The 19,442-nt window shown below is 69.8% G+C and carries 19 protein-coding genes and 1 pseudogene; 11 read left to right on the top strand and 9 right to left on the bottom strand.

Annotated features, from left to right (window positions below; genetic code table 11):
* Positions 1 to 4 precede the first annotated feature (4 nt).
* The 3 genes from ACZ9QC_RS12250 to ACZ9QC_RS12260 all read right to left on the bottom strand — a co-directional run bounded on the left by ACZ9QC_RS12250 (position 5) and on the right by ACZ9QC_RS12260 (position 2,462).
* The gene (locus ACZ9QC_RS12250; RefSeq protein ID WP_184899556.1) at positions 5 to 337 is read right to left on the bottom strand and encodes a thioredoxin domain-containing protein; all 333 of its coding nucleotides are present in this window, start codon (positions 335 to 337) and stop codon (positions 5 to 7) included.
* Positions 334 to 768 carry a MerR family transcriptional regulator gene (locus ACZ9QC_RS12255; RefSeq protein WP_467313349.1) on the bottom strand — a complete coding sequence of 145 codons (435 nt, stop codon included), beginning with the start codon at positions 766 to 768 and terminating at the stop codon, positions 334 to 336. The genes ACZ9QC_RS12250 and ACZ9QC_RS12255 overlap by 4 nt, the downstream gene beginning before the upstream one ends.
* Before the next feature lie 308 nt (positions 769 to 1,076).
* Positions 1,077 to 2,462 carry a cation:dicarboxylate symporter family transporter gene (locus ACZ9QC_RS12260; protein ID WP_472920183.1) on the bottom strand — a complete coding sequence of 462 codons (1,386 nt, stop codon included), beginning with the start codon at positions 2,460 to 2,462 and terminating at the stop codon, positions 1,077 to 1,079.
* A gap of 535 nt (positions 2,463 to 2,997) precedes the next feature.
* Between ACZ9QC_RS12260 and ACZ9QC_RS12265 the strand changes: the two genes are divergently transcribed.
* Together ACZ9QC_RS12265 and ACZ9QC_RS12270 are read left to right on the top strand one after the other, a co-directional pair.
* Positions 2,998 to 4,758, top strand: a complete 1,761-nt coding sequence (locus ACZ9QC_RS12265; RefSeq protein ID WP_472920184.1) for an ATP-binding protein — start codon at positions 2,998 to 3,000, stop codon at positions 4,756 to 4,758.
* Positions 4,755 to 5,444, top strand: coding sequence for a response regulator (locus ACZ9QC_RS12270; RefSeq protein ID WP_472920185.1), 690 nt, complete (start codon positions 4,755 to 4,757; stop codon positions 5,442 to 5,444). Before ACZ9QC_RS12265 ends, ACZ9QC_RS12270 begins: the two co-directional genes overlap by 4 nt.
* Before the next feature lie 9 nt (positions 5,445 to 5,453).
* Here the strand turns inward: ACZ9QC_RS12270 and ACZ9QC_RS12275 are convergent, their stop codons facing one another.
* Positions 5,454 to 6,011 (bottom strand): hypothetical protein, encoded by a 558-nt coding sequence (locus ACZ9QC_RS12275; protein WP_472920186.1) that lies wholly within the window; start codon positions 6,009 to 6,011, stop codon positions 5,454 to 5,456.
* A gap of 157 nt (positions 6,012 to 6,168) precedes the next feature.
* Here ACZ9QC_RS12275 and ACZ9QC_RS12280 point away from each other — a divergent pair, with 157 nt between their 5' ends.
* Genes ACZ9QC_RS12280 through ACZ9QC_RS12290 form a run of 3 tightly spaced genes read left to right on the top strand, consistent with a single transcriptional unit; the run spans position 6,169 to position 9,321 of the window.
* Positions 6,169 to 7,578, top strand: coding sequence for an extracellular solute-binding protein (locus ACZ9QC_RS12280; RefSeq protein ID WP_472920187.1), 1,410 nt, complete (start codon positions 6,169 to 6,171; stop codon positions 7,576 to 7,578).
* A 10-nt stretch (positions 7,579 to 7,588) separates the two neighbouring features.
* Positions 7,589 to 8,491 (top strand): carbohydrate ABC transporter permease, encoded by a 903-nt coding sequence (locus tag ACZ9QC_RS12285; RefSeq protein WP_472920188.1) that lies wholly within the window; start codon positions 7,589 to 7,591, stop codon positions 8,489 to 8,491.
* A 5-nt stretch (positions 8,492 to 8,496) separates the two neighbouring features.
* Positions 8,497 to 9,321, top strand: a complete 825-nt coding sequence (locus tag ACZ9QC_RS12290) for a carbohydrate ABC transporter permease (protein ID WP_472920189.1) — start codon at positions 8,497 to 8,499, stop codon at positions 9,319 to 9,321.
* 9 nt (positions 9,322 to 9,330) lie between these two features.
* On the opposite strand, the gene ACZ9QC_RS12295 is transcribed toward ACZ9QC_RS12290, so the two are convergent.
* Positions 9,331 to 9,522: a hypothetical protein gene (locus tag ACZ9QC_RS12295; RefSeq protein WP_472920190.1), complete on the bottom strand. Its 192-nt coding sequence runs from the start codon at positions 9,520 to 9,522 to the stop codon at positions 9,331 to 9,333.
* 51 nt (positions 9,523 to 9,573) lie between these two features.
* Positions 9,574 to 9,867 (bottom strand): annotated as a pseudogene (locus ACZ9QC_RS12300) (regulator); the annotation flags it as partial.
* Between the two features lie 102 nt (positions 9,868 to 9,969).
* Between ACZ9QC_RS12300 and ACZ9QC_RS12305 the strand changes: the two are divergent.
* Positions 9,970 to 10,848: a 5'-methylthioadenosine/S-adenosylhomocysteine nucleosidase gene (locus tag ACZ9QC_RS12305; protein WP_472920191.1), complete on the top strand. Its 879-nt coding sequence runs from the start codon at positions 9,970 to 9,972 to the stop codon at positions 10,846 to 10,848.
* A gap of 139 nt (positions 10,849 to 10,987) precedes the next feature.
* A complete protein-coding gene (locus ACZ9QC_RS12310) occupies positions 10,988 to 12,904 on the top strand; it encodes a tetratricopeptide repeat protein (RefSeq protein WP_472921668.1) in 1,917 nt (638 codons plus the stop codon).
* A gap of 8 nt (positions 12,905 to 12,912) precedes the next feature.
* Here the strand turns inward: ACZ9QC_RS12310 and ACZ9QC_RS12315 are convergent, their stop codons facing one another.
* Positions 12,913 to 13,416, bottom strand: a complete 504-nt coding sequence (locus tag ACZ9QC_RS12315) for an ATP-binding protein (RefSeq protein WP_472920192.1) — start codon at positions 13,414 to 13,416, stop codon at positions 12,913 to 12,915.
* Positions 13,417 to 13,651: 235 nt separating this feature from the next.
* Here ACZ9QC_RS12315 and ACZ9QC_RS12320 point away from each other — a divergent pair, with 235 nt between their 5' ends.
* Both ACZ9QC_RS12320 and ACZ9QC_RS12325 read left to right on the top strand, forming a co-directional pair.
* Positions 13,652 to 14,449 (top strand): helix-turn-helix domain-containing protein, encoded by a 798-nt coding sequence (locus ACZ9QC_RS12320; RefSeq protein WP_472920193.1) that lies wholly within the window; start codon positions 13,652 to 13,654, stop codon positions 14,447 to 14,449.
* 16 nt (positions 14,450 to 14,465) lie between these two features.
* Positions 14,466 to 14,657 carry a hypothetical protein gene (locus ACZ9QC_RS12325; RefSeq protein WP_472920194.1) on the top strand — a complete coding sequence of 64 codons (192 nt, stop codon included), beginning with the start codon at positions 14,466 to 14,468 and terminating at the stop codon, positions 14,655 to 14,657.
* Here the strand turns inward: ACZ9QC_RS12325 and ACZ9QC_RS12330 are convergent.
* Complete coding sequence (locus ACZ9QC_RS12330; RefSeq protein WP_472920195.1) at positions 14,654 to 15,121, bottom strand: PPOX class F420-dependent oxidoreductase; 468 nt, start codon at positions 15,119 to 15,121, stop codon at positions 14,654 to 14,656. The genes ACZ9QC_RS12325 and ACZ9QC_RS12330 overlap by 4 nt on opposite strands.
* A gap of 103 nt (positions 15,122 to 15,224) precedes the next feature.
* On the opposite strand from ACZ9QC_RS12330, the gene ACZ9QC_RS12335 reads away from it, so the two are divergent.
* On the top strand, positions 15,225 to 15,950 hold the full coding sequence (locus ACZ9QC_RS12335) for a helix-turn-helix domain-containing protein (RefSeq protein WP_472920196.1): 726 nt from the start codon (positions 15,225 to 15,227) through the stop codon (positions 15,948 to 15,950).
* 50 nt (positions 15,951 to 16,000) lie between these two features.
* On the opposite strand, the gene ACZ9QC_RS12340 is transcribed toward ACZ9QC_RS12335, so the two are convergent.
* Positions 16,001 to 17,026 carry an ATP-dependent 6-phosphofructokinase gene (locus ACZ9QC_RS12340; RefSeq protein ID WP_472920197.1) on the bottom strand — a complete coding sequence of 342 codons (1,026 nt, stop codon included), beginning with the start codon at positions 17,024 to 17,026 and terminating at the stop codon, positions 16,001 to 16,003.
* A 261-nt stretch (positions 17,027 to 17,287) separates the two neighbouring features.
* Here ACZ9QC_RS12340 and pta point away from each other — a divergent pair, with 261 nt between their 5' ends.
* Positions 17,288 to 19,423: a phosphate acetyltransferase gene (gene pta, locus ACZ9QC_RS12345; RefSeq protein ID WP_472920198.1), complete on the top strand. Its 2,136-nt coding sequence runs from the start codon at positions 17,288 to 17,290 to the stop codon at positions 19,421 to 19,423.
* Positions 19,424 to 19,442 lie beyond the last annotated feature (19 nt).

Consider the following 19,442-nt stretch of genomic DNA (forward strand, 5'->3'; position numbering starts at 1 on the left):
GATGTCAGAGCACGTCGTCAAGTTCCGCCAGCAGCCGGCGCTTCGGCCGCGCGCCGACCATGGCCTTCAGCGGCTCGCCGCCCTTGAACACCAGGAACGTCGGCATCGACAGCACCTTGTACGCCCGGGTGGTCTCCGGATTGGTGTCCACGTCCAGCTGCACCACCTTCAGCCGCTCCCCCTCCTCCGCCGCGAGCGCGCTCAGCACCGGCCCCATCTGCCGGCACGGCGGACACCAGTCGGCCGTGAACTCCACCAGCACCGGCAGTTCCGCCCCGATCACCTCCGCCTCGAAGTCCGCGTCCGTCACTTCCGCGACACCCGCCGCCCTGATCACAGCGCCCCGCCTCCCGCTCCGAGTTCGCACTCCGGCTCCGGACCCCCCGGAACCTCCGCCTCGGCCGCCAGCCGCTCCCGCGCCCGCTCGGCCCGCGCCAACTGCTCACCGACCGAGGCCCGCACCGCCGCCAACTCACCGATCAGCGCGTCGAGTTCGTCCAGCTTCCGCCGGTACACCGCCAGCGACGCCGGGCACGAGTCGCCCTCCGGGTGCCCCGCCCGCAGACACTCCACGAACGGCCGCGTCTCCTCCAGGTCGAACCCGAAGTCCTGCAGCGTCCGGATCTGCCGCAACAGCTTCAGATCCGCCTCGTCGTACGTCCGGTACCCGTTCCCTGCGCGCCGCGCGGGCAACAGCCCCCGCGCCTCGTAGTACCGCAAGGCCCGCGTCGTCGTCCCGGCCCGCTCCGCCAGCTCCCCGATGCGCATACGAGGACGGTATGCGTTGACGCCGACGTCAAGGCAAGACCGCGCGCCCGGCACGACAAAGACCGAGTGGCCAGGTCTATAGGGGGAGGACCTGGCCACTCGGGGTTCTGAAGCTGTTCGGTTGTGTCCCGTACGGCCGGATCTACGGGGGAGGACCCGGCCGTACGGAAGTCTCGGGGCGCCTTGCCGGTGCGGGCCGCCCCGGCCCCGTCAGGGGCGCGGGGAACTGCGCGACCAGCCACACTCGACCGGCGGCCGAAAGACGACCCGCAGTCCCCGGCGCCTGATCCGGCGCCCCAGCGGAGCGCTCACGCCTTGGCGAGCTCTTTCTCACCCTCCGGCTCGGCCGCGGCCTCAGCCGGCGCAGCCGACCCGTGGCCGTCGTCCAGCAGCGTCGCCTCGTCGAACGGCGCGTGCCCGGCGAGAACCTCGTTCACCCGCTCCTTGTCGATCTCCTTGGTCCAGGTACCGATGAGGACCGTGGCCACCGCGTTGCCCGCGAAGTTCGTCAGGGCGCGGGCCTCGCTCATGAAGCGGTCGATGCCGACGATGAGGCCGATACCGTCCACCAGGGCCGGCTTGTGGGACTGGAGGCCACCCGCGAGGGTCGCGAGACCGGCACCGGTGACACCCGCCGCGCCCTTGGAGGCGACCAGGAGGAAGAGCAGCAGCGCGATCTGCTCGCCGACCGCCATCGGCGTACCCATGGCGTCGGCGATGAACAGGGACGCCATGGTCATGTAGATCATGGTGCCGTCGAGGTTGAAGGAGTAGCCGGTCGGGACGGTGATGCCGACGACGGGCTTGCTGACACCCAGGTGCTCCATCTTCGCGATGAGGCGCGGCAGCGCGGACTCGGAGGAGGAGGTGGACAGGATCAGCAGGAACTCACGGCCCAGGTACTTGAAGAACGTGAAGATGTTCAGCCCCGCGACGATCTTCAGCAGCGCGCCGAGGACGATGAAGACGAAGAGGAAGCAGGTGACGTAGAAGCCGATCATCAGCACGGCGAGGCTCTTGAGGGCGTCGAGGCCGGCGGACCCGGTCACGGCCGCGATGGCACCGAACGCGCCGATCGGGGCGGCCCACATCACCATCGCGAGGATGCGGAAGACGAGGCGCTGGATGTGCTCGATACCGCGCAGGATCGGCTGGCCGGCGTCGCCCATGGCCTGGAGCGCGAAGCCCGCGAGCAGGGCGACCAGCAGGGTCTGCAGGACCTCGCCGCCGGTGAACGCGGAGACGATCGTGGTCGGGATGATGCCGAGCAGGAACTCGGTGGTGTCCTTCGCCTCGGCCGAGACCTGAGCCTGACCGGTCTCCTTGATCGCGTCGGTGACCGCGAGACCCGTGCCGGGCTCGACGATGTTGCCGACGACCAGACCGATGGCCAGGGCCACCAGCGACATGATCAGGAAGTAGACCAGGGCGATACCACCGACGGCGCCGACCTTCGCGGCCTTCCGTACGGAGCCGATGCCCAGCACGATCGTGCAGAAGATGATCGGCGAGATCATCATCTTGATCAGGTTCACGAAGCCGGTGCCGATGGGCTTCAGCTCGACGGCGAAGTCGGGGGCGATGAGACCCACGGCGATGCCGAGGGCCACAGCCACGATCACGGCGATGTACAGGTAGTGGGTGCGGTCCCGCTTGGCGGGAGCGGTAGGTGCCGTATGAGTGGTGCTGGCCACGGCTGCCCTCCTCGTCGACGACGTCGTCGGCTCGCTGTTCCGGCGTGCGGCTCACGTCCGGGGGAATTCGGGAGACGGTCCTCCCAAGGGGTGGGAACCGGCGGGTTCCCGGGTGGGAGCCCTGGGGCTCCCGGTGGGAGACCGGCTCCCGGTGTCGGGAGCCGGCGGGCTCCCGGAGCCGGCAGCTGGGGGACTTCCGGCGGTGGGAGCGGGGCTCCCTTGGGGTGGGGAGAGCCCGCCGCTCCCGGCGGTGGAAGCCGGCGGGCTTCCGGAGCCGGGGGCTGGAGGGCCTCCGGCGGTGGGAGCTGGGGGGCTCCCGGGGCGGGGAGACGGGCTCCCGGTGGGAGACATGCCTCCCGGTGATGGGAGACGGGCTCCCGGCGGCTCGGGTCGTGGTGTCCCGGGGCGGGAGTCGTGCTCCCTGTCGGTGTCCAGGTGCTGGACGGGTCGATGCAGTGACTATCTCCCTCCCTGTGAGGGCGGTCACCCTTCCGTTCATTTAGTTCACGCCTACACGGCGATGCAGACTGTGGGCATGCGCGTCCCGCCCCGCCTCCGTCCCCGCAGCCTCGCAGGTCAGCTCTTCGCCGTTCAGGCGGTACTGATCGCCGCCGTGGTGGCCGGGTACGCGCTGTTCACGTACGTCAGCGACCGCTCCCAGGCGGAGGAGGCGGGAGGCCGTCAGGCCCTGGCCGTGGCCGCCACCGTCGCCGACTCCCCGTCGGTCCGTGCGGCGATCCACACCTCCGACCCCACGGCACGGCTCCAGCCGTACGCCACCGAGGTGCAGCGGCACGCAGGCGTCGACTTCGTGACGATCATGACGCCGGACGGCATCCGCTGGACCCACCCGGACCGCGACCGGATCGGTGAGCACTTCCTCGGCCACATAGAGGAGGCGCAGAAGGGCGGCTCGATCACCGAGACCTACACCGGCACGCTCGGCCCGTCGGTCCGCGCGGTCACCCCGATCATGGAGAACGGCGAGGTCATCGGCCTGGTCAGCGCCGGAATACGGGTGCAGGCGATCAGCGACCGCGTCGAGGATCAGCTCACGGCACTGGTCGGCGTGGCCGCGGGCGCCCTCGCCCTCGGTGGCGTCGGCACCTATATCGTCAACGCCCGCCTGCGCCGCCACACCCACAACATGAACGCCGCCGAGCTGAGCAACATGCACGACTACCACCAGGCCGCCCTGCACGCCGTGCGCGAGGGCCTGCTGATGCTCGACGGCCAGTACCGGGTGGCCCTCATCAACGACGGGGCGCGGGAGCTGCTGGGGGTGACGGACGACGTGGTCGGCCGTTCGGTGGCGGACCTGGGGCTGCCCGCCCCGCTGACGGGCGCACTGCTCTCCTCCGAGCCCCGGGTGGACGAGGTGCTCCTGACCGCCGAACGGGTGCTGGTGGTGAACACCTCGCCGGTGTCGGGCGGCCAGCGCCGGGGCGCGGTGATCACCCTGCGCGATGTGACCGAACTCCAGTCCCTCACGGGTGAGCTGGACTCCGAGCGCGGCTTCACGCAGGCGCTGCGCTCCCAGGCGCACGAGGCCGCCAACCGCCTCCACACGGTCGTCTCGCTGATCGAGCTGGGCCGCTCGGACGAGGCGATCGACTTCGCGACGGCGGAACTGGAGCTGGCGCAGGCGCTGACGGACCAGGTCGTGGCGGCGGTCAGCGAACCGGTGCTCGCCGCGCTGCTGCTGGGCAAGGCCGCCCAGGCGAACGAACGGGGCGTCGAGCTGGTGGTCTCGGAGGACAGCCGTATCGACGACGGCCTCCTCCCGGAGACCCTGCCGGCCCGAGACCTGGTCACGGTCCTGGGCAACCTGATCGACAACGCGGTGGACGCGGCGCAGGGGTCGGTCGGGGCGAGGGTGACGGTGACGGCGTACACGGACGAGCGGGCCGGGGCGGCGGACGGCTCCGTGCTGGTGCTGCGGGTGTCGGACACGGGAAGCGGGGTGGACCCGGCCCACGCGGAGGCCGTCTTCGAGCGCGGCTTCTCCACGAAGCCCTCCGGTCCCGGCGGCCGTGGTCTCGGCCTGGCTCTCGTACGGCAGACCGCACGCCGCCACGGGGGCACGCTGAGCGTGTCGGAGGCGGCCGGGGGCGGGGCCGAGTTCGAGGTGCGGCTGCCGCTGGGCGCGCACGGCGGCGACGGGGCGGGGCAGGGACGTTCGGCGGGGCGGGACTCCGTGGCCGGGTACTCCGTGGTGCATGATGCCGCGGAGCAGGACAACGACGACGATGTCCAGGCCCCTCGGGCCACGGTGGCTGGAGGCGACGACGCATGACGAAGGCCGGGTCCGACCCCATCAGAGTCCTGGTCGTCGAGGACGACCCCGTGGCCGCCGACGCGCACATGATGTACGTCGGCCGTGTCCCCGGCTTTACGGCGGTCGGCAAGGCCCACACGGGCGCGGAGGCGCGGCGCGCGCTGGACCGGTTGCCGGTGGATCTGCTGCTGCTGGACCTCCACCTGCCGGACGTGCACGGTCTGCAGCTGGCCCGCTCGCTCCGCGCGGCCGGCTACCACGCGGACGTGATAGCGGTGACGTCGGCGCGGGACCTGACGGTGGTCCGGGAGGGCGTCTCGCTGGGCGTGGTCCAGTACGTCCTGAAGCCCTTCACGTTCGCGACCCTCCGCGACCGTCTCGTCCGTTACGCCGAGTTCCACGCGGCGGCGGGCGAGGCGAGCGGGCAGGACGAGGTGGACCGGGCGCTGGCGACCCTGCGGGCCCCGGGTCCGGCGGCGCTGCCGAAGGGGCTGAGCGCCCCGACCCTGGAGCGGGTGACGGTGGCCCTGCGGGACGCGGGCGAGGGCCTGACGGCGGCCGGGGTGGCGGAGACGGTCGGCATCTCACGCATCACGGCCCGGCGCTATCTGGAACATCTGGTGGACGCGGGCCGCGCGGCCCGGAGCCCGCAGTACGGGCAGGTGGGACGGCCGGAGCTGCAGTACCGGTGGGTGAAGGGGTAGCAGGGCGGGTCAGTCGGCCGATGGGGCGGGCCGTCCGGAGGGCCTGGCGTAGAGGACGATCTGCACCCCGAGCCCGACGACCGTGAGCGCCTCGACACCGGAGAGGACGACGAGACCCGCGCTGGTCTCACCGCTCACCCAGTACACCAACAGCCCGGCGAGCGGAACGACACAGAAGGCCAGCAGATCGATTCCGCCCTGTATGACCTTGCGCGACCTCCTGCGCACATCGCCCCGGTGCGCGACTTCCCATTCGAAAACTTTCTGCGCACCGGCGAGCTGGGCGAGCCGCGGCCCGAGATCGCCCCGCACGTACGCCCCGATCGCGGAGATCTTCTCGTCGTTGACGAGGTAGGTCCATCCGAGAACGACACACACGGGCGGCAGCGCGAGCAGCATCGCCGGCTGCCTCGCCTGCGCCGAGGCGGCGATGACGGCGGCGAGCACGGTGAGGGTGACGTAGAGCAGATTGTCCCGAAACCCGATCCGCGTCTTCTGCTCCTCCTTGACGACCTGATACTCGACGAGCAACAACTGCCCGACGGTGACGTCGTCCTGTTCCGGCACCCCAGCCCCCTACCACTGCGACAACAAAGCCTCTGCTCAAGCAACTTGCCCAGCACCTTACGGCGAACCAGTGCAGACGCATTGACCTGACTAGACCACTCCCCTTACCGTCACCGGGCACCACCCAAGGCCACAGCGACGTAGCCAGCAGGAGGTCGTGCCCGTGCGCCCCACCGCACCCAGCTCCCGCCGATCCCCCCTCCGCCTCCTCCTCACCGCCGCCCTGGCGGTCACCGCGCCGGGCGCGCTCACCGCCTGCGGCAGCGGCTCCGGCAGCGACCCGGACACCGTGGAGGTCTCCTACAAACAGTCCACGGACAACCAGGTCCGGGTGATGGACACCTTCCTCGCCGACGTCAAGAAACAGTTCGAGAAGGCGAATCCGGGCAAGAAGGTGAAGCTCGTCCCGATCAAGGCCCCGGACTCGGAGTACTACACCAAGGTGCAGCAGATGCTGCGCTCCCCGAAGACGGCGCCGGATCTGGTCTACGAGGACACCTTCCTCATCAACTCGGACATCACGAGCGGCTATCTGAAGCCGCTGGACGACTACTTGGCCGACTGGAAGGACTGGGACCAGTTCATCGACACGGCCAAGACGGCGGCCAAGGCCGAGGACGGGAAGACGTACGGCGTCCCGGACGGCACGGACACCCGCGGCCTGTGGTTCGACAAGGCGATCTTCGCGAAGGCGGGCCTGCCGGCGGACTGGCAGCCGAAGACGTGGGACGACGTGCTCGACGCCGCGCGCACCATCAAGGAGAAAGTCCCGGACGTCATTCCGCTGAACGTCTACACGGGCAAACCGGCCGGTGAGGCCGCGACCATGCAGGGCTTCGAAATGCTTCTGTACGGCACGGAAGGTGCCACAAGTGGTGGCGCCGACCCGTTGTACGACGAGAAGTCGAAGAAATGGAAGGCGGGCACGCAAGGGTTCAAGGACGCCCTCACCTTCGTGGAGACGGTCTACAAGGAGAAGCTCGGCCCGGAGGTCTCCGACGCCCTCGACCCGAACATCTCCACCCGCGTACGCGGCGAACTCCTCCCCGAGGGAAAACTCGGCATCAACCTGGACGGCTCCTGGCTCCCCCAGGACTGGCTGCCCGGCAGCGGTCACGAATGGCCGGAGTGGTCGGAGAAACTCGGCCTCGCGTACATGCCCACGCAGAACGGCCAGTCCCCCGGCAAGGTGAGCATGTCCGGCGGCTGGACCTGGGCCATCCCCGACAAGGCCGGAAACCCCGACCTCGCTTTCAAGTTCATCGAGACGATGCAGTCGAAGACGAACGCCCAGAAGTGGTACATCGCCAATTCCGGAATCGCCGTCCGCGAGGACGTGGCATCGGACCCCGCCTACGCCGAGGCCCAGCCCGGCATCAAGTTCTTCACCGATCTGGTGTCGAGCACGCACTACCGCCCGGCGTACCCGGCGTATCCGAAGGTCTCCACGGCCATTCAGGAGGCGATGGAATCCGTGACGACGGGCGACGCGTCGGTGGCGGAGGCGGCGAAGAACTACGACGAGGAGCTGAAGACGGCGACGGACGACCAGGTGATCGAAGAGTGAGCCCCCGCGTATGAAGGGGCCGACGAGGACCGTGTCCGGGCCGGCGCCCCACCCCGCACTCCGCACCGCGACCCGCCTCCTCCCGCTCACCCCCGCCACCGTCCTCCTGCTCCTCTTCCTGGCCGGCCCCATCGCCTACTGCGCCTACATCGCCTTCACCGACCTCCAACTCACCGGCCAGGCCGAGGACTCCTTCATCGGCTTCGAGAACTTCCGCACGGCGTTCGGGGACGAGGCGTTCCTGAACGCGGTCTGGCTGACCCTGGTCTTCACGGTCGTCTCGGCGCTGCTGGGCCAGAACACACTGGGCCTGGCGCTGGCGGCGCTGATGCAACGCGCCTCGAAACCCGTCCGCACGCTGGTCGGAGGAATGGTCGTCACGGCATGGGTCCTCCCGGAGGTGGTGGCGGGCTTCCTCCTCTACGCCTTCTTCCGACGCGAAGGAACCCTGAACGCCGTCCTGGACTGGCTCCATCTCCCCACCCAGAACTGGCTGTACACACTCCCGATCCTGGCGGTGTCCTTCGCGAACGTCTGGCGAGGAACAGCCTTCTCCATGCTGGTCTACTCGGCGGCCCTGAACGAGATCCCGAAGGAGATCACGGAGGCGGCGGAGATGGACGGCGCGGGCGGCTGGCGCCGCATGTGGCACATCACCCTCCCGATGATCCGCCGCTCCATCGGCACGAACCTGATGCTGATCACCCTCCAGACCCTGTCGGTCTTCGGCCTGATCTGGGTGATGACGAGAGGCGGCCCCGGCGGCAAAAGCCAAACCCTCCCTCTCTTCATGTACGAGGAGGCGTTCCAGAAAAGCATGATCGGCTACGGCACGGCGGTGGCGCTGTTGCTGCTGGTGGTGGGTTCGCTGTTCTCGGTGATCTATCTGCGGCTGCTGCGGACGGAGGTGTGAGTGCCGTGGCCTCCCCGAACTCCCGACGGCTGGCGGCGGACGCGGGCCTCCTCGTCGTCGCCGCGGCCTTCGTCCTCCCCCTGGCCTGGGTGATCCTCTCCTCGGTGGACCCGAAGGCGAACCTGACGGTGAAAATCCCGGACGGCGTGACCCTGGACAACTTCGACGCCGTCCTGACCCCGGAGATCACCTTCACCCCCCTCCTGAACAGCCTGCTGCTGTGCGGCGGAGGCACCGCGCTGACGGTGATATGCGCAGCGCTCGCGGCCTACCCGCTCTCCCGCTTCCGCTCCCGCCTGAACCGCCCCTTCCTCCTGACGATCCTGTTCGCGACGAGCCTGCCCATCACGGCGATCATGGTCCCGGTCTACGCACTCTTCGTCCAGGTGAACCTGATCGACACCATGCAGGGCACGATCTTCTTCTTCGCCGCGTCTCAATTGCCGTTCGCGATCTGGCTGATGAAGAACTTCATGGACGGCGTCCCGAAGGAGCTGGAGGAGGCGGCGTGGACGGACGGCGCGTCGCCCTTCCAGTCCCTGACCCGGGTCGTACTACCGCTCATGGGCCCGGGGGTGGCCGTGGTCACCGTCTTCTCGTTCGTGATGATGTGGGGCAACTTCTTCGTCCCGTTCATGCTGCTCCTGACCCCGGAACAGATGCCGGCGGCGGTGAGCATCAACGAGTTCTTCGGGAATCGGGGGACGGTGGTTTATGGGCAGTTGGCGGCGTTCTCGGTTATCTATTCGACGCCGGTGATCTTGCTGTATGTGGGGGTGGCGAGGCGGTTGGGTGGGGGGTTCGCTTTGGGTGGGGCGGTCAAGGGGTGACGTGGGATGTCACTCCAGGGCCTCGGCCCAGGTACGGGCCTGGGTGGCCTGAAACAGGGCGTTGGATCGCTTGAAATCGTCGACGGGTCTGACATAGCAGATACGGGCCTGACTGGGGTCGTGGACCACCTCGTGGGCGAAAGCCAGGCTTGCGAGAGCGTGGCCCATGCGGCACCAGTCCTCGAATTCCCCGTGGATCACCAGGGCTCGGTTGTAGGCCCTGATGGCTTCGTCCAGCCGTCCGGCCTAACCCCGGAAGTCGGAGTGGTCCCCGCCGTACCAGAGCGCCCCGCTCCCCGGCGCATGCCGCTCCATGGCTGCCGCCACGGCACCCGCGACGGTCAGATCGTCGGCGAGCACGTCGACCAACCGCTCACCCCACTCACGTACGGCCTCCCGCCGTGCCGGTTCCCGTGCGGCCTCGGCGACTTCCACGACCGAAGCCCCGACCTCCAACCCGACCGCCCGCGCCGGCGACTCCACCGCCAGGCGCCCGTCGTCCCCGCACGCGCCCTCGGTCAGGGCGGTCAGCAACGCCGCTTTCATGCGTCCACGGTAGGGCGTCAGCAGTCGGCCGGTACCGGTGTGTCGGCGTCTCGCCCGGTCAACATTCGCCCTCGGTGCACCACTCGGCAGTACCGTGAAGCGGTGCCGCAGACTTACCCCACCGCCCTCGTGCTGACCGCGCTCGCGCTGGAGTACGCCGCCGTGCGTCCCCACATCGGGGACCGGGAGGAACTCGTCCACCCCGACGGCGCCGGAACCCGGGTCGAGCGGGGCAGCCTCCCTGGTACCGGCTGGCATATCGCCCTCGCCGAACTGGGCGAGGGCAACACCAACGCCGCCGCGCTCACCACGCAGCTCATCGGTTGGCTGAAGCCTGAAGCGGTGCTGTTCGTCGGGGTCGCGGGCAGCCTCAAGTCCGACATCGGCATCGGGGACGTCGTGGTCGGCACGAAGGTGTACGGCATCCACGGCGGCAAGCAGACGGAGACGGGTTTCAAGGTCCGTCCGGAGGCGTGGCCGGTGTCGAACGCGCTGCTGAGCGCGGCGCGTTCCGCGGTGCGGGACATGGACGGTGTACGGGCCCACTTCAAGCCGATCGCCTCCGGTGACGTGGTCCTGGCCGACGCCGAGTCGGAGATCGCCCAGCATCTGCGGGACCACTACAACGACGCCGCGGCGATCGAGATGGAGGGCGCGGGTGCGGTACGTGCAGCCCACCTGAACGGCCAGTTGCAGGCCCTCGTACTGCGGGGCATCAGCGACCACGCCGACGCCGCGAAGCACGAGGCCGACGCGACGGGTTCGCAGGAGCGGGCGGCGGCCCGGGCGGCCTCGGTGGCGCTGGCGACGCTGCGGAAGCACCGGCCGCGCGGGGCCCGGGGCGGCTCCTCCGACACCGAGGAGGGTCCCCAACGGGTCGACGGGAACGGCGGAGCCTCGTACGGCGGCGACCACATCGACTTCCGGGGCGGCACCTTCTACGGACCCGTCATCGGCAAACAGGTCGGCAACTGGCCGTAGAGGCACGCTCCACGGCCCGGTCCCGGTCGCGACCACCACCCTCCCACCCCGCCCTCCCGGCTTCACCGGCCGCGACGCGGACCTGACCCGCCTGCTGCCCCGCCTCGCCCCCACCTCCGACGAGGGCACCCCGCTCCTCATCTCGGCCGTCACCGGCATGGGCGGCATCGGCAAGACGGCGCTCGCGGTGGAGGCGGCGCACCGGGCCCGGGCGGAGGGCTGGTTCCCCGGCGGCTTCCTCTTCGTCGACCTGCGCGGCTACGACGACGACCCGGTGACGGCGGACCAAGCGGTCCTCGCCCTGCTGGACGCCATGGGCGTGCAGGGCGCGGACCTGCCGTCCACGACGGCCCGCCAGTACGACGCCTACCGCACTCTCCTCACCGAGCGGCGCGACCGCACACTGCTGATCCTGGACAACGCCTCCGACCCGTCCCAGTACCGCCCCCTCATCCCGGGCACGGATCACCACCGGGTGCTGATCACGTCCCGGGACCGCCCGGACGCCCTCCCGGTCCGCGTCATCGACCTCGAAACGCTCGCCCCCGACGAGTCCACCGCGCTCATCACCCACGCGCTGCACGACGCCGACGAACGCGACGACCGTCCGGCACACGAACCGGAGGCTCTGCACCAACTCGTCTACCTGTGCGGCCACTTGCCCCTGGCCCTCCAGATCGCCGCCGGGATGCTACGACGCCGCCGTCACCGGGAGATCGCGTCGCTGGTGGAGGAGATCAGGGAGGCCGAAGACCCGATGACCACCCTCGACAACGGCAGCCCCGGCACCGACCTGTACGGCCGCTCACTGGTTCTACGGCCGGTGTTGGAGACCTCCTACCGCCGACTACCGGAGGACCAGGCCCGGTTGCTGCGTCTGCTGTGCCTCGCGCCGGGGGCCGAGATCGGATCGGAGGCCGTGGGGGCGTTGGCGGCTCTGGACGAGGAGATCGCCTTGCCCCTCCTGGAGTGCTTGGCTGCCGCGTATCTGGTCACGCCGGTCCGCGGCGAGGGCGGGCTGCGGTGGCGATTGCATGACTTGGTGCGGGGGTTCGGGGCGGGTGTGGTGGCGGGGGATGTGGGGTTGCGGAAGGAGGCGGAGGAGGCTCGGAAACGGGTGCTGGGGTTCTATCTACGGTGGGCGAATGCCGCGGATGAGCGGTTGCGGTGGTTGCCGGGGGCTCCGGTGCCGGAGCGGTTCTCCGATCGGAGGGAGGCGTTGGGGTGGTTCGACGGGGAGCGGGCCGGGTTGGTGGCGGCGGTGTCGTGGGGGCGGGAGGAACAGCTCACGGACGCGGCAGTGCTGCTGGCAGAGCGCCTGGGCACATACCTGAATTGGCGGCGGTACTTCGACGACTGGATTACGATCTGCCAGGCTGCGCGACAAGCCGCCCACCGCGCCGGCAACGGCATCAGTGAGGCCGGCGCGTGGACCAACCTCGGCAACGCCCTACGAGAAGCGGGCCGGACAGAGGAGGCGATCGACGCCCACACCCAAGCCCGTGGCCTCTTCCACACCGCTGGGGATCCCCGCGGCGAGGCCATGGCGTGGAACAACCTCGGCAACGCGCTCCAAGGGGCTGACAGGGCGAAGGAAGCAATCGACGCCTACACCCACGCCCGCGATTTCTACCGAGCCACCGGGAACCGGGATGGAGAAGCCGGGGCGTGGAACAACCTCGGCATCGCCCTGCAAGTGGCGGACAAATCGGACGAGGCAATCGACGCCCACACCCGCGCCTGCGAACTGCACCAGACCACGAAGAACCGCCACGGGGAAGCCATGGCGTGGAACAACCTCGGCCTCGCCTTGCAGAAATCGGACCGGGGGAATGAGGCGGTCGAGGCACATCTCAAGGCCTTGAGCATCTACCGCGAGTTCAAGGACTGGTATCGCGCAGGCACCGCGCTACACAACCTGGCCTACGCCCACAGGATCGCCCAGCGCCCCGCCACAGCCCGCGTCCACTACCTTGAGGCCGCCGATGCCTTCACCCAAGGCAACGACCCCGCGGCAGCCGCCCAAGCCCGCGCCCAAGCCGCGCGCCTGGCTTGACTCGACCCTCACCCAACCTCCCCAAACCCCAAAGCCCCCCACCCCGGCAACACCACCCACATCCGAGTCCCACCACCCGGCTCCCGCGCCTCCCCGAACCCCCACTCCCCCTCGCACGCCCGCACCACGCACCCCAACACCCGAAGCGCCGCCCGCCGCCGCGCATCGCACGCCGCGACCAGCCGGGGATGCCCGTGCCGCCGATGCCCGTCGTACAGGACGATCTCCAGGCCCCCGTCCCGGTACCGCAGCGACACATGCGCCACCTCATCCGGCGTGAACTGCCAAGCACACGCGACGAGTTCACCGATCACCTGCACGGCGGCGTCCACCATGCCGAACATCCCGTACGCCGACAGCACGGCCCGCGTAGAGGCCCGCGCGATTCGGGGGCTCAGCGGGCCGAGCGGCATGGCGAGCCGATAGTCCAGGTGCTCCGGATGCACCGAAGCTACGGGCTGCGGCGCCTCACCGAAGACGGGGCACTTCAGGACGGCGAGCTGTACAGACATGGGCAACTCCGTTTTTGCAGGCCGAGCGTGAGCAACTGGTCACCGACCGTACCGCAAAAGAGGAGTACGCGTACTACTCTCAACCCAACCTAGGTGGACCAAGCCCCCTCCGCGACGGCACACTGACCCCGTCGACCATCCGGACACGAGGGACCGCATGCCGCCGAGAAGTGCACCGACAGAGCGCCAACGGCGACTGGGCATCGAGTTGCGGAGGATGCGGACGGCGGCCGACATGACCGCCGAGCACGCGGCCAAACTGCTCGGCGTGCCGCGTACGAACGTGCCCAACATGGAGTCCGGCCGCTCCGGCATCAGCCCCGACCGCGTACGCACCCTCGCCGCAAACTATGGCTGCGCCGACACGGAGTACGTGGACGCGCTGGCCTCCATGGCCGCGAGCGCCGCGAACCGCGAGAAGGGCTGGTGGGAGGCGTATCGGGGACAACTCGCAAGCGGCTTCCTGGACATCGCCGAGATGGAGTGGTTCGCCACACGACTACGGAGCTACCAGACCGTCCACATCCCGGGCCTGCTCCAACTCGGCGAGTACGCCCGCTCCATCTTCGCCGCCGTCCTCCCCGCCCTGCCGAAGCCAGAGGTCGAACTCCGCGTCGCGCACCGCCTGCGACGACGACAAGTACTCGACCGCGAGCAGCCCGGCCAGCCCCGGCCGCCGGAGTACATCGCGTACATCCACGAATGGGCCCTGCACATGCAGTTCGGCGGACGCCGCGCCATGCGCGAGCAACTGCTGCACCTGTGCGAGTCGACCGAGCGGGACAACGTCGACGTACGCATCCTGACCGCCGAGACCGGCGCCTTCCCCGGCGCCGGTCACGCCGTCCTCTACGCCGACGGGGCCGTGCCGAGGCTCGACACCGTGCAGTTGGACTCCGCGCACGGAGGCGAGTTCGCCCACTCCGAAGCGCAACTCGCCAAGTACCGGGCCCACATGGAGTGGTGGCACACCCACACGCTCGGCCCGACCGACTCACGCGATCTCATTCACGCCCTTGCCCGCCAGCTCTGACACGAGAGGCAACACGATGGCCGACATCACCTGGGAAGCGCCGTTCTGCGGCGACGGAAACAATTGTTTCCGCCTCGGCACCGACCGCCACGGCAACGCCTACATAGCCATAGCCGGCCAAGAGGACACCCCCCTCACCGACACCCGCGAAGCCCTCCGCACCCTCATCCGCGACATCAAGGCCGGCAAGGCCGACCACCTGCTCTAGGCGCCCAGCCTCCCGGCCCGGAACGGCTCCACCCCCACCACCCGTCGCACCCGCACCGGCTCGATCAGGATCATCAGGCGCCGCTCCCCGGGCAGGAGCCACGGATAGCGCTCCTCCCCGATGTACTTCCGGGTCAGGCGGTCCATCGCTCGCTCCGCTTCCTCCCCCTCCACGAATCGGACGACACGGCCCCGGATCTCCGCCCGGTCGTAGGGGTTCTCGGGGTCGTGGTGGGACAGGGAGACGAGCGGGTTGCGGCGCAGGTTCTCCTCCTTCACCCGCCCCACCGACGTGTTGACCATGACGTACTCCGCCCCGGTGGCACCCTCTCCGTCCTTCTCGATGTCCACCCACATGGGTGACACCTGAGGCGCCCCGTCCGGCCCCACCGTCGCCAAGTGCCAGAAATTCGGCGCCAGTAGGCGCTCCCGAATGTGCCCGTCCAGCTTCTCCAGCTTCGTCATGCGGCCATCCCTACCCACCCTCACCAACCGTAGGTTCCTACAATCCGTGTTTGTGGCCGAACAGTCCGTAGTCATCGCAGCCCCGCGCCCCTACGTTGTGCGCGTGCACCGACGCTCAGCGCATGAAACCGCCGACTCCGCCCCCACCCCGCCCTTCAACGCCCCCGCCGCCCGGAAACTGCGCACGGCGCTGGGCATGGGGCCCGAACACGTCGCCTACGGAATGCGGTCCTCGTACGGCTTCCCGTACGTCACCCCGGACCTGGTCGCCGCCTGGGAACGCGGCACCGTCTCACCCACCGGCCCCGAACTCACCGCGCTCGCCGGGGTGTTGTGGTGCTCGGCAGGTGAACTGATCGGCTCCCCCAGAACGTTGCGCGAGCACCGCATGGCGCAGGGGGCCGCCGCCGAGGACGTCGCCCGCGCGGTCGGACTCGAACTCGGTACCTACCTCCGCATGGAGGAGACCGGCGAGTGGCGCGGCACCGACCGGCAGTGCGCCGCCCTCGCCACCGCGCTGGGCCTCTCCCTGCCCGACCTGATCACCGTCACGGGCCGCGAGCCGAAGCTCAGGGAACTGCTCCACAGCGCGGTGACCACCCGCTGGCAGGCCCATGTGCGCCCCACCGCGAAGTTGCTGTCCCTCGACCGACGCCTCCTGGAGGACGTCCTCCGCGAGATGCACACCGACTACCAGGGCCGGGTGGCCGCCACCCTCACCTGGGCCAACGGCACCGCCGCGACCGACTCGGGCGACGCCGGCCGCGCCTACCTGGACGGGATCACCGATCATTTCTGGTCACTGGTGCGGCGAACGGCCACCTACTGACCCCGACCCACCCGAACCCGGCCCACCCGAGCCCGGCGAATGCCCTAGCCCTAGAACACCGACTCCGCCTCGTCCATCCGGTCCTTCGGCACCGTCTTCAGTTCGGTCACCGCCTCCGCCAGCGGCACCATCACCACCTCGGTGCCGCGCAGGGCGGTCATACGGCCGAAGTCGGCCCGGTGCGCGGCCTCGACCGCGTGCCAGCCGAAGCGCGTGGCGAGCACCCTGTCGTACGCGGTCGGGGTGCCACCACGCTGGACGTGCCCGAGAATGACCGGCTTGGCCTCCTTGCCGAGGCGGCGCTCCAGCTCGTACGCCAGTGCCGTGCCGATGCCCTGGAAGCGCTCGTGGCCGAACTGGTCGATCTCGCCGTGGCCGTAGTCCATGGAGCCCTCGGCGGGGTGCGCGCCCTCGGCGACACAGATGACCGCGAACTTCTTGCCCCGCGAGAAGCGCTCCTCGACCATCTTCACCAGGTCGGCGGGGTCGAAGGCCCGCTCCGGCAGGCAGATGCCGTGCGCGCCGGCCGCCATGCCCGACTCCAGGGCGATCCAGCCCGCGTGCCGGCCCATGACCTCGACGACCATCACCCGCTGATGGGACTCGGCGGTCGTCTTCAGGCGGTCCATCGCCTCGGTGGCGACACCCACGGCCGTATCAAAACCGAACGTGCGATCGGTCGACGAGATGTCGTTGTCGATGGTCTTCGGGACGCCGACCACCGGCAGCCCCGCGTCGCTCAGCATCCGCGCGGCCGTCAGCGTGCCTTCGCCGCCGATCGGGATCAGTACGTCGATACCGAACCGGTGGGCCATGTCCTGAGCGTTCTCGCAGGCCTCGCGCAGGCGGTCGCGCTGGAGGCGGGAGGAGCCGAGAATGGTGCCGCCACGGGCCAGGATGCCGCCGACGTCCTCCAGGTCGAGGTTGCGGTAGCGGCCGTCGAGGAGGCCCGCGTAGCCGTCCTCGAAGCCGATGACCTCGTCGCCGTACTGGGCGACCGCTCGGTGCACGACCGACCGGATCACTGCGTTCAGGCCCGGACAGTCGCCGCCTGCGGTGAGAACTCCGATACGCATCGTGCTGTGTCTCCTGCTCGTCCTGATCGTCCTGATCGGTGCTGGTACTTATGAGCCAGTCCGATTGTTTCACGGCCGACCGGGGGTCGCCGCGCCCGTCCGGCCCAGCCCGGCACCCCTTCCCGTTGATGGGCGCCTTATCCATGGTCAGGGGTATTGTCAAGAGGGTTTCCGTCCGCCGTGACGGTGATTTGCGCCCCTCCCCTGCCGAACCAGTCGAACCAGTCGAACCAGTCGAACCACATGAAACGGAGAGCACGCGTGACGCGCAGCGTGTACGTGACCGGGATCGATCGCGGCGACGGCCGCCAGGTCGTGGAGCTGGGGGTGATGGAGCTCCTGACCCGCCAGGTCGACCGGGTGGGGGTGTTCCGGCCGCTGCTGCACCACGGACCGGACCGGCTCTTCGACCTGCTGCGCGCACGCTACCGGCTCACCCAGGACCCGGCGACCGTGTACGGCATGGACTACCACGAGGCGTCCACCCTCCAGGCCGAGCACGGCACGGACGAGCTGGTCTCGACCCTCGTCGACCGCTTCCACGCCGTCGCCCGGGACTACGACGTCGTCCTCGTCCTCGGGACCGACTTCGCCGACACGCAGTTCCCGGACGAGCTCTCGCTCAACGCACGGCTCGCCAACGAGTTCGGCGCGTCCGTGATCCCGGTGGTCGGCGGACGCAAGCAGACCGCCGAGTCGATCGTGGCGGAGACGCACAACGCCTACCGCGCCTACGAGGGCCTCGGCTCCGACGTGCTCGCCATGGTCGTCAACCGGGTCGCACCGGCCGACCGCGACGAGATAGCCGAGCGGCTCGGTGACTCGCGGCTGCCGATGCCCGTGCCCTGTTACGTCCTGCCCGACGAGCCCGCGCTCTCCGCCCCGACCGTCGCCCAGATCACCCACGCGCTCGGCGGCAAGGTCCTCCTCGGCGACGACTCGGGCCTCGCCCGCGACGCGCTGAACTTCGTCTTCGGCGGGGCCATGCTGCCGAACTTCCTCAACGCCCTGACCCCGGGCTGCCTGGTCGTCACCCCCGGCGACCGCGCGGACCTCGTCATCGGCGCCCTCGCCGCGCACAGCGCCGGCACCCCGCCGATCGCGGGCCTGCTGCTCACCCTTGACGAACGGCCCAGCGACGAGATCCTCACCCTCGCCGCCCGCCTCGCCCCCGGCACGCCCGTCGTCGCCGTCGAGTCCGGCTCCTTCCTCACCGCCTCCGAACTGTTCTCCATGGAGGGCAAGTTGAGCGCGGTGACGCCGCGCAAGGCGGAGACCGCGCTCGGGCTCTTCGAGCGGCACGTCGACACCGCCGAGCTGCGCGGCCGGGTGTCGGCACCGAGCAGCGACCGGATCACGCCGATGATGTTCGAGCACACCCTCCTCGAACAGGCCCGCTCCGAGCGGCGCCGGGTGGTCCTCCCCGAGGGCACGGAGGAGCGCGTGCTGCACGCGGCCGAGGTCATCCTCCGCCGCGACGTCTGCGACCTCACCCTGCTCGGTCCCGTCGAACAGATCCGCAAGAAGGCCGCCGACCTGGGCATCGACCTCGGCGACAGCATGCTGGTGGACCCGGCGACCTCAGAGTGGCGGGACGCGTTCGCGGAGAAATACGCCCAGTTCCGCGCCCACAAGAACATCAGCATGGAGCTGGCGTACGACGTGGTGTCCGACGTGAACTACTTCGGCACGCTGATGGTGCAGGAGGGGCTGGCGGACGGGATGGTCTCGGGGTCCGTGCACTCCACCGCCGCCACCATCCGGCCGGCCTTCGAGATCATCAAGACCAAGCCGGACGCCGACATCGTCTCGTCCGTCTTCTTCATGTGTCTCGCCGACAAGGTTCTGGTGTACGGGGACTGCGCGGTGAACCCGGACCCGAACGCCGAGCAGCTCGCCGACATCGCGATCCAGTCGGCCGCCACCGCACGGCGGTTCGGGGTGGAGCCGAGGATCGCGATGCTGTCGTACTCCACGGGGACGTCCGGGTCGGGCGCCGACGTCGACAAGGTGCGCGAGGCCACCGAGATCGTGCGCTCCCGGCGGCCCGACCTGCTGATCGAGGGGCCGATCCAGTACGACGCGGCCGTGGAGCCGAGTGTCGCGGCGACCAAGCTGCCGGACTCCGAAGTCGCGGGCCAGGCAACGGTGTTGATCTTCCCTGACCTGAACACCGGCAACAACACCTACAAGGCCGTCCAGCGGTCGGCCGGCGCGCTCGCGGTCGGGCCGGTCCTCCAGGGGCTGCGCAAGCCGGTCAACGACCTGTCGCGGGGCGCCCTCGTCCAGGACATCGTCACCACGGTCGCCATCACGGCGATCCAGGCCCAGACGCCCGCGGCCGCGGCCGTGCCCTCAGCCGCACCCTCTGCCGCGCCCGCAGCCGCGGCCAAGTGACCCCCTCCGACGACAGAAA

The sequence above is a fragment of the Streptomyces sp. HUAS MS02 genome, from assembly GCF_055702265.1.

Coding starts and splice junctions, on each gene's coding strand:
- ACZ9QC_RS12255 (WP_467313349.1), bottom strand. CDS start 768: ATGCGCATCGGGGAGCTGGCGGAGCGGGCCGGGACGACGACGCGGGCC.
- ACZ9QC_RS12265 (WP_472920184.1), top strand. CDS start 2,998: ATGCGCGTCCCGCCCCGCCTCCGTCCCCGCAGCCTCGCAGGTCAGCTC.
- ACZ9QC_RS12270 (WP_472920185.1), top strand. CDS start 4,755: ATGACGAAGGCCGGGTCCGACCCCATCAGAGTCCTGGTCGTCGAGGAC.
- ACZ9QC_RS12285 (WP_472920188.1), top strand. CDS start 7,589: ATGAAGGGGCCGACGAGGACCGTGTCCGGGCCGGCGCCCCACCCCGCA.
- ACZ9QC_RS12315 (WP_472920192.1), bottom strand. CDS start 13,416: ATGTCTGTACAGCTCGCCGTCCTGAAGTGCCCCGTCTTCGGTGAGGCG.
- ACZ9QC_RS12320 (WP_472920193.1), top strand. CDS start 13,652: ATGACCGCCGAGCACGCGGCCAAACTGCTCGGCGTGCCGCGTACGAAC.
- ACZ9QC_RS12325 (WP_472920194.1), top strand. CDS start 14,466: ATGGCCGACATCACCTGGGAAGCGCCGTTCTGCGGCGACGGAAACAAT.
- ACZ9QC_RS12330 (WP_472920195.1), bottom strand. CDS start 15,121: ATGACGAAGCTGGAGAAGCTGGACGGGCACATTCGGGAGCGCCTACTG.
- ACZ9QC_RS12340 (WP_472920197.1), bottom strand. CDS start 17,026: ATGCGTATCGGAGTTCTCACCGCAGGCGGCGACTGTCCGGGCCTGAAC.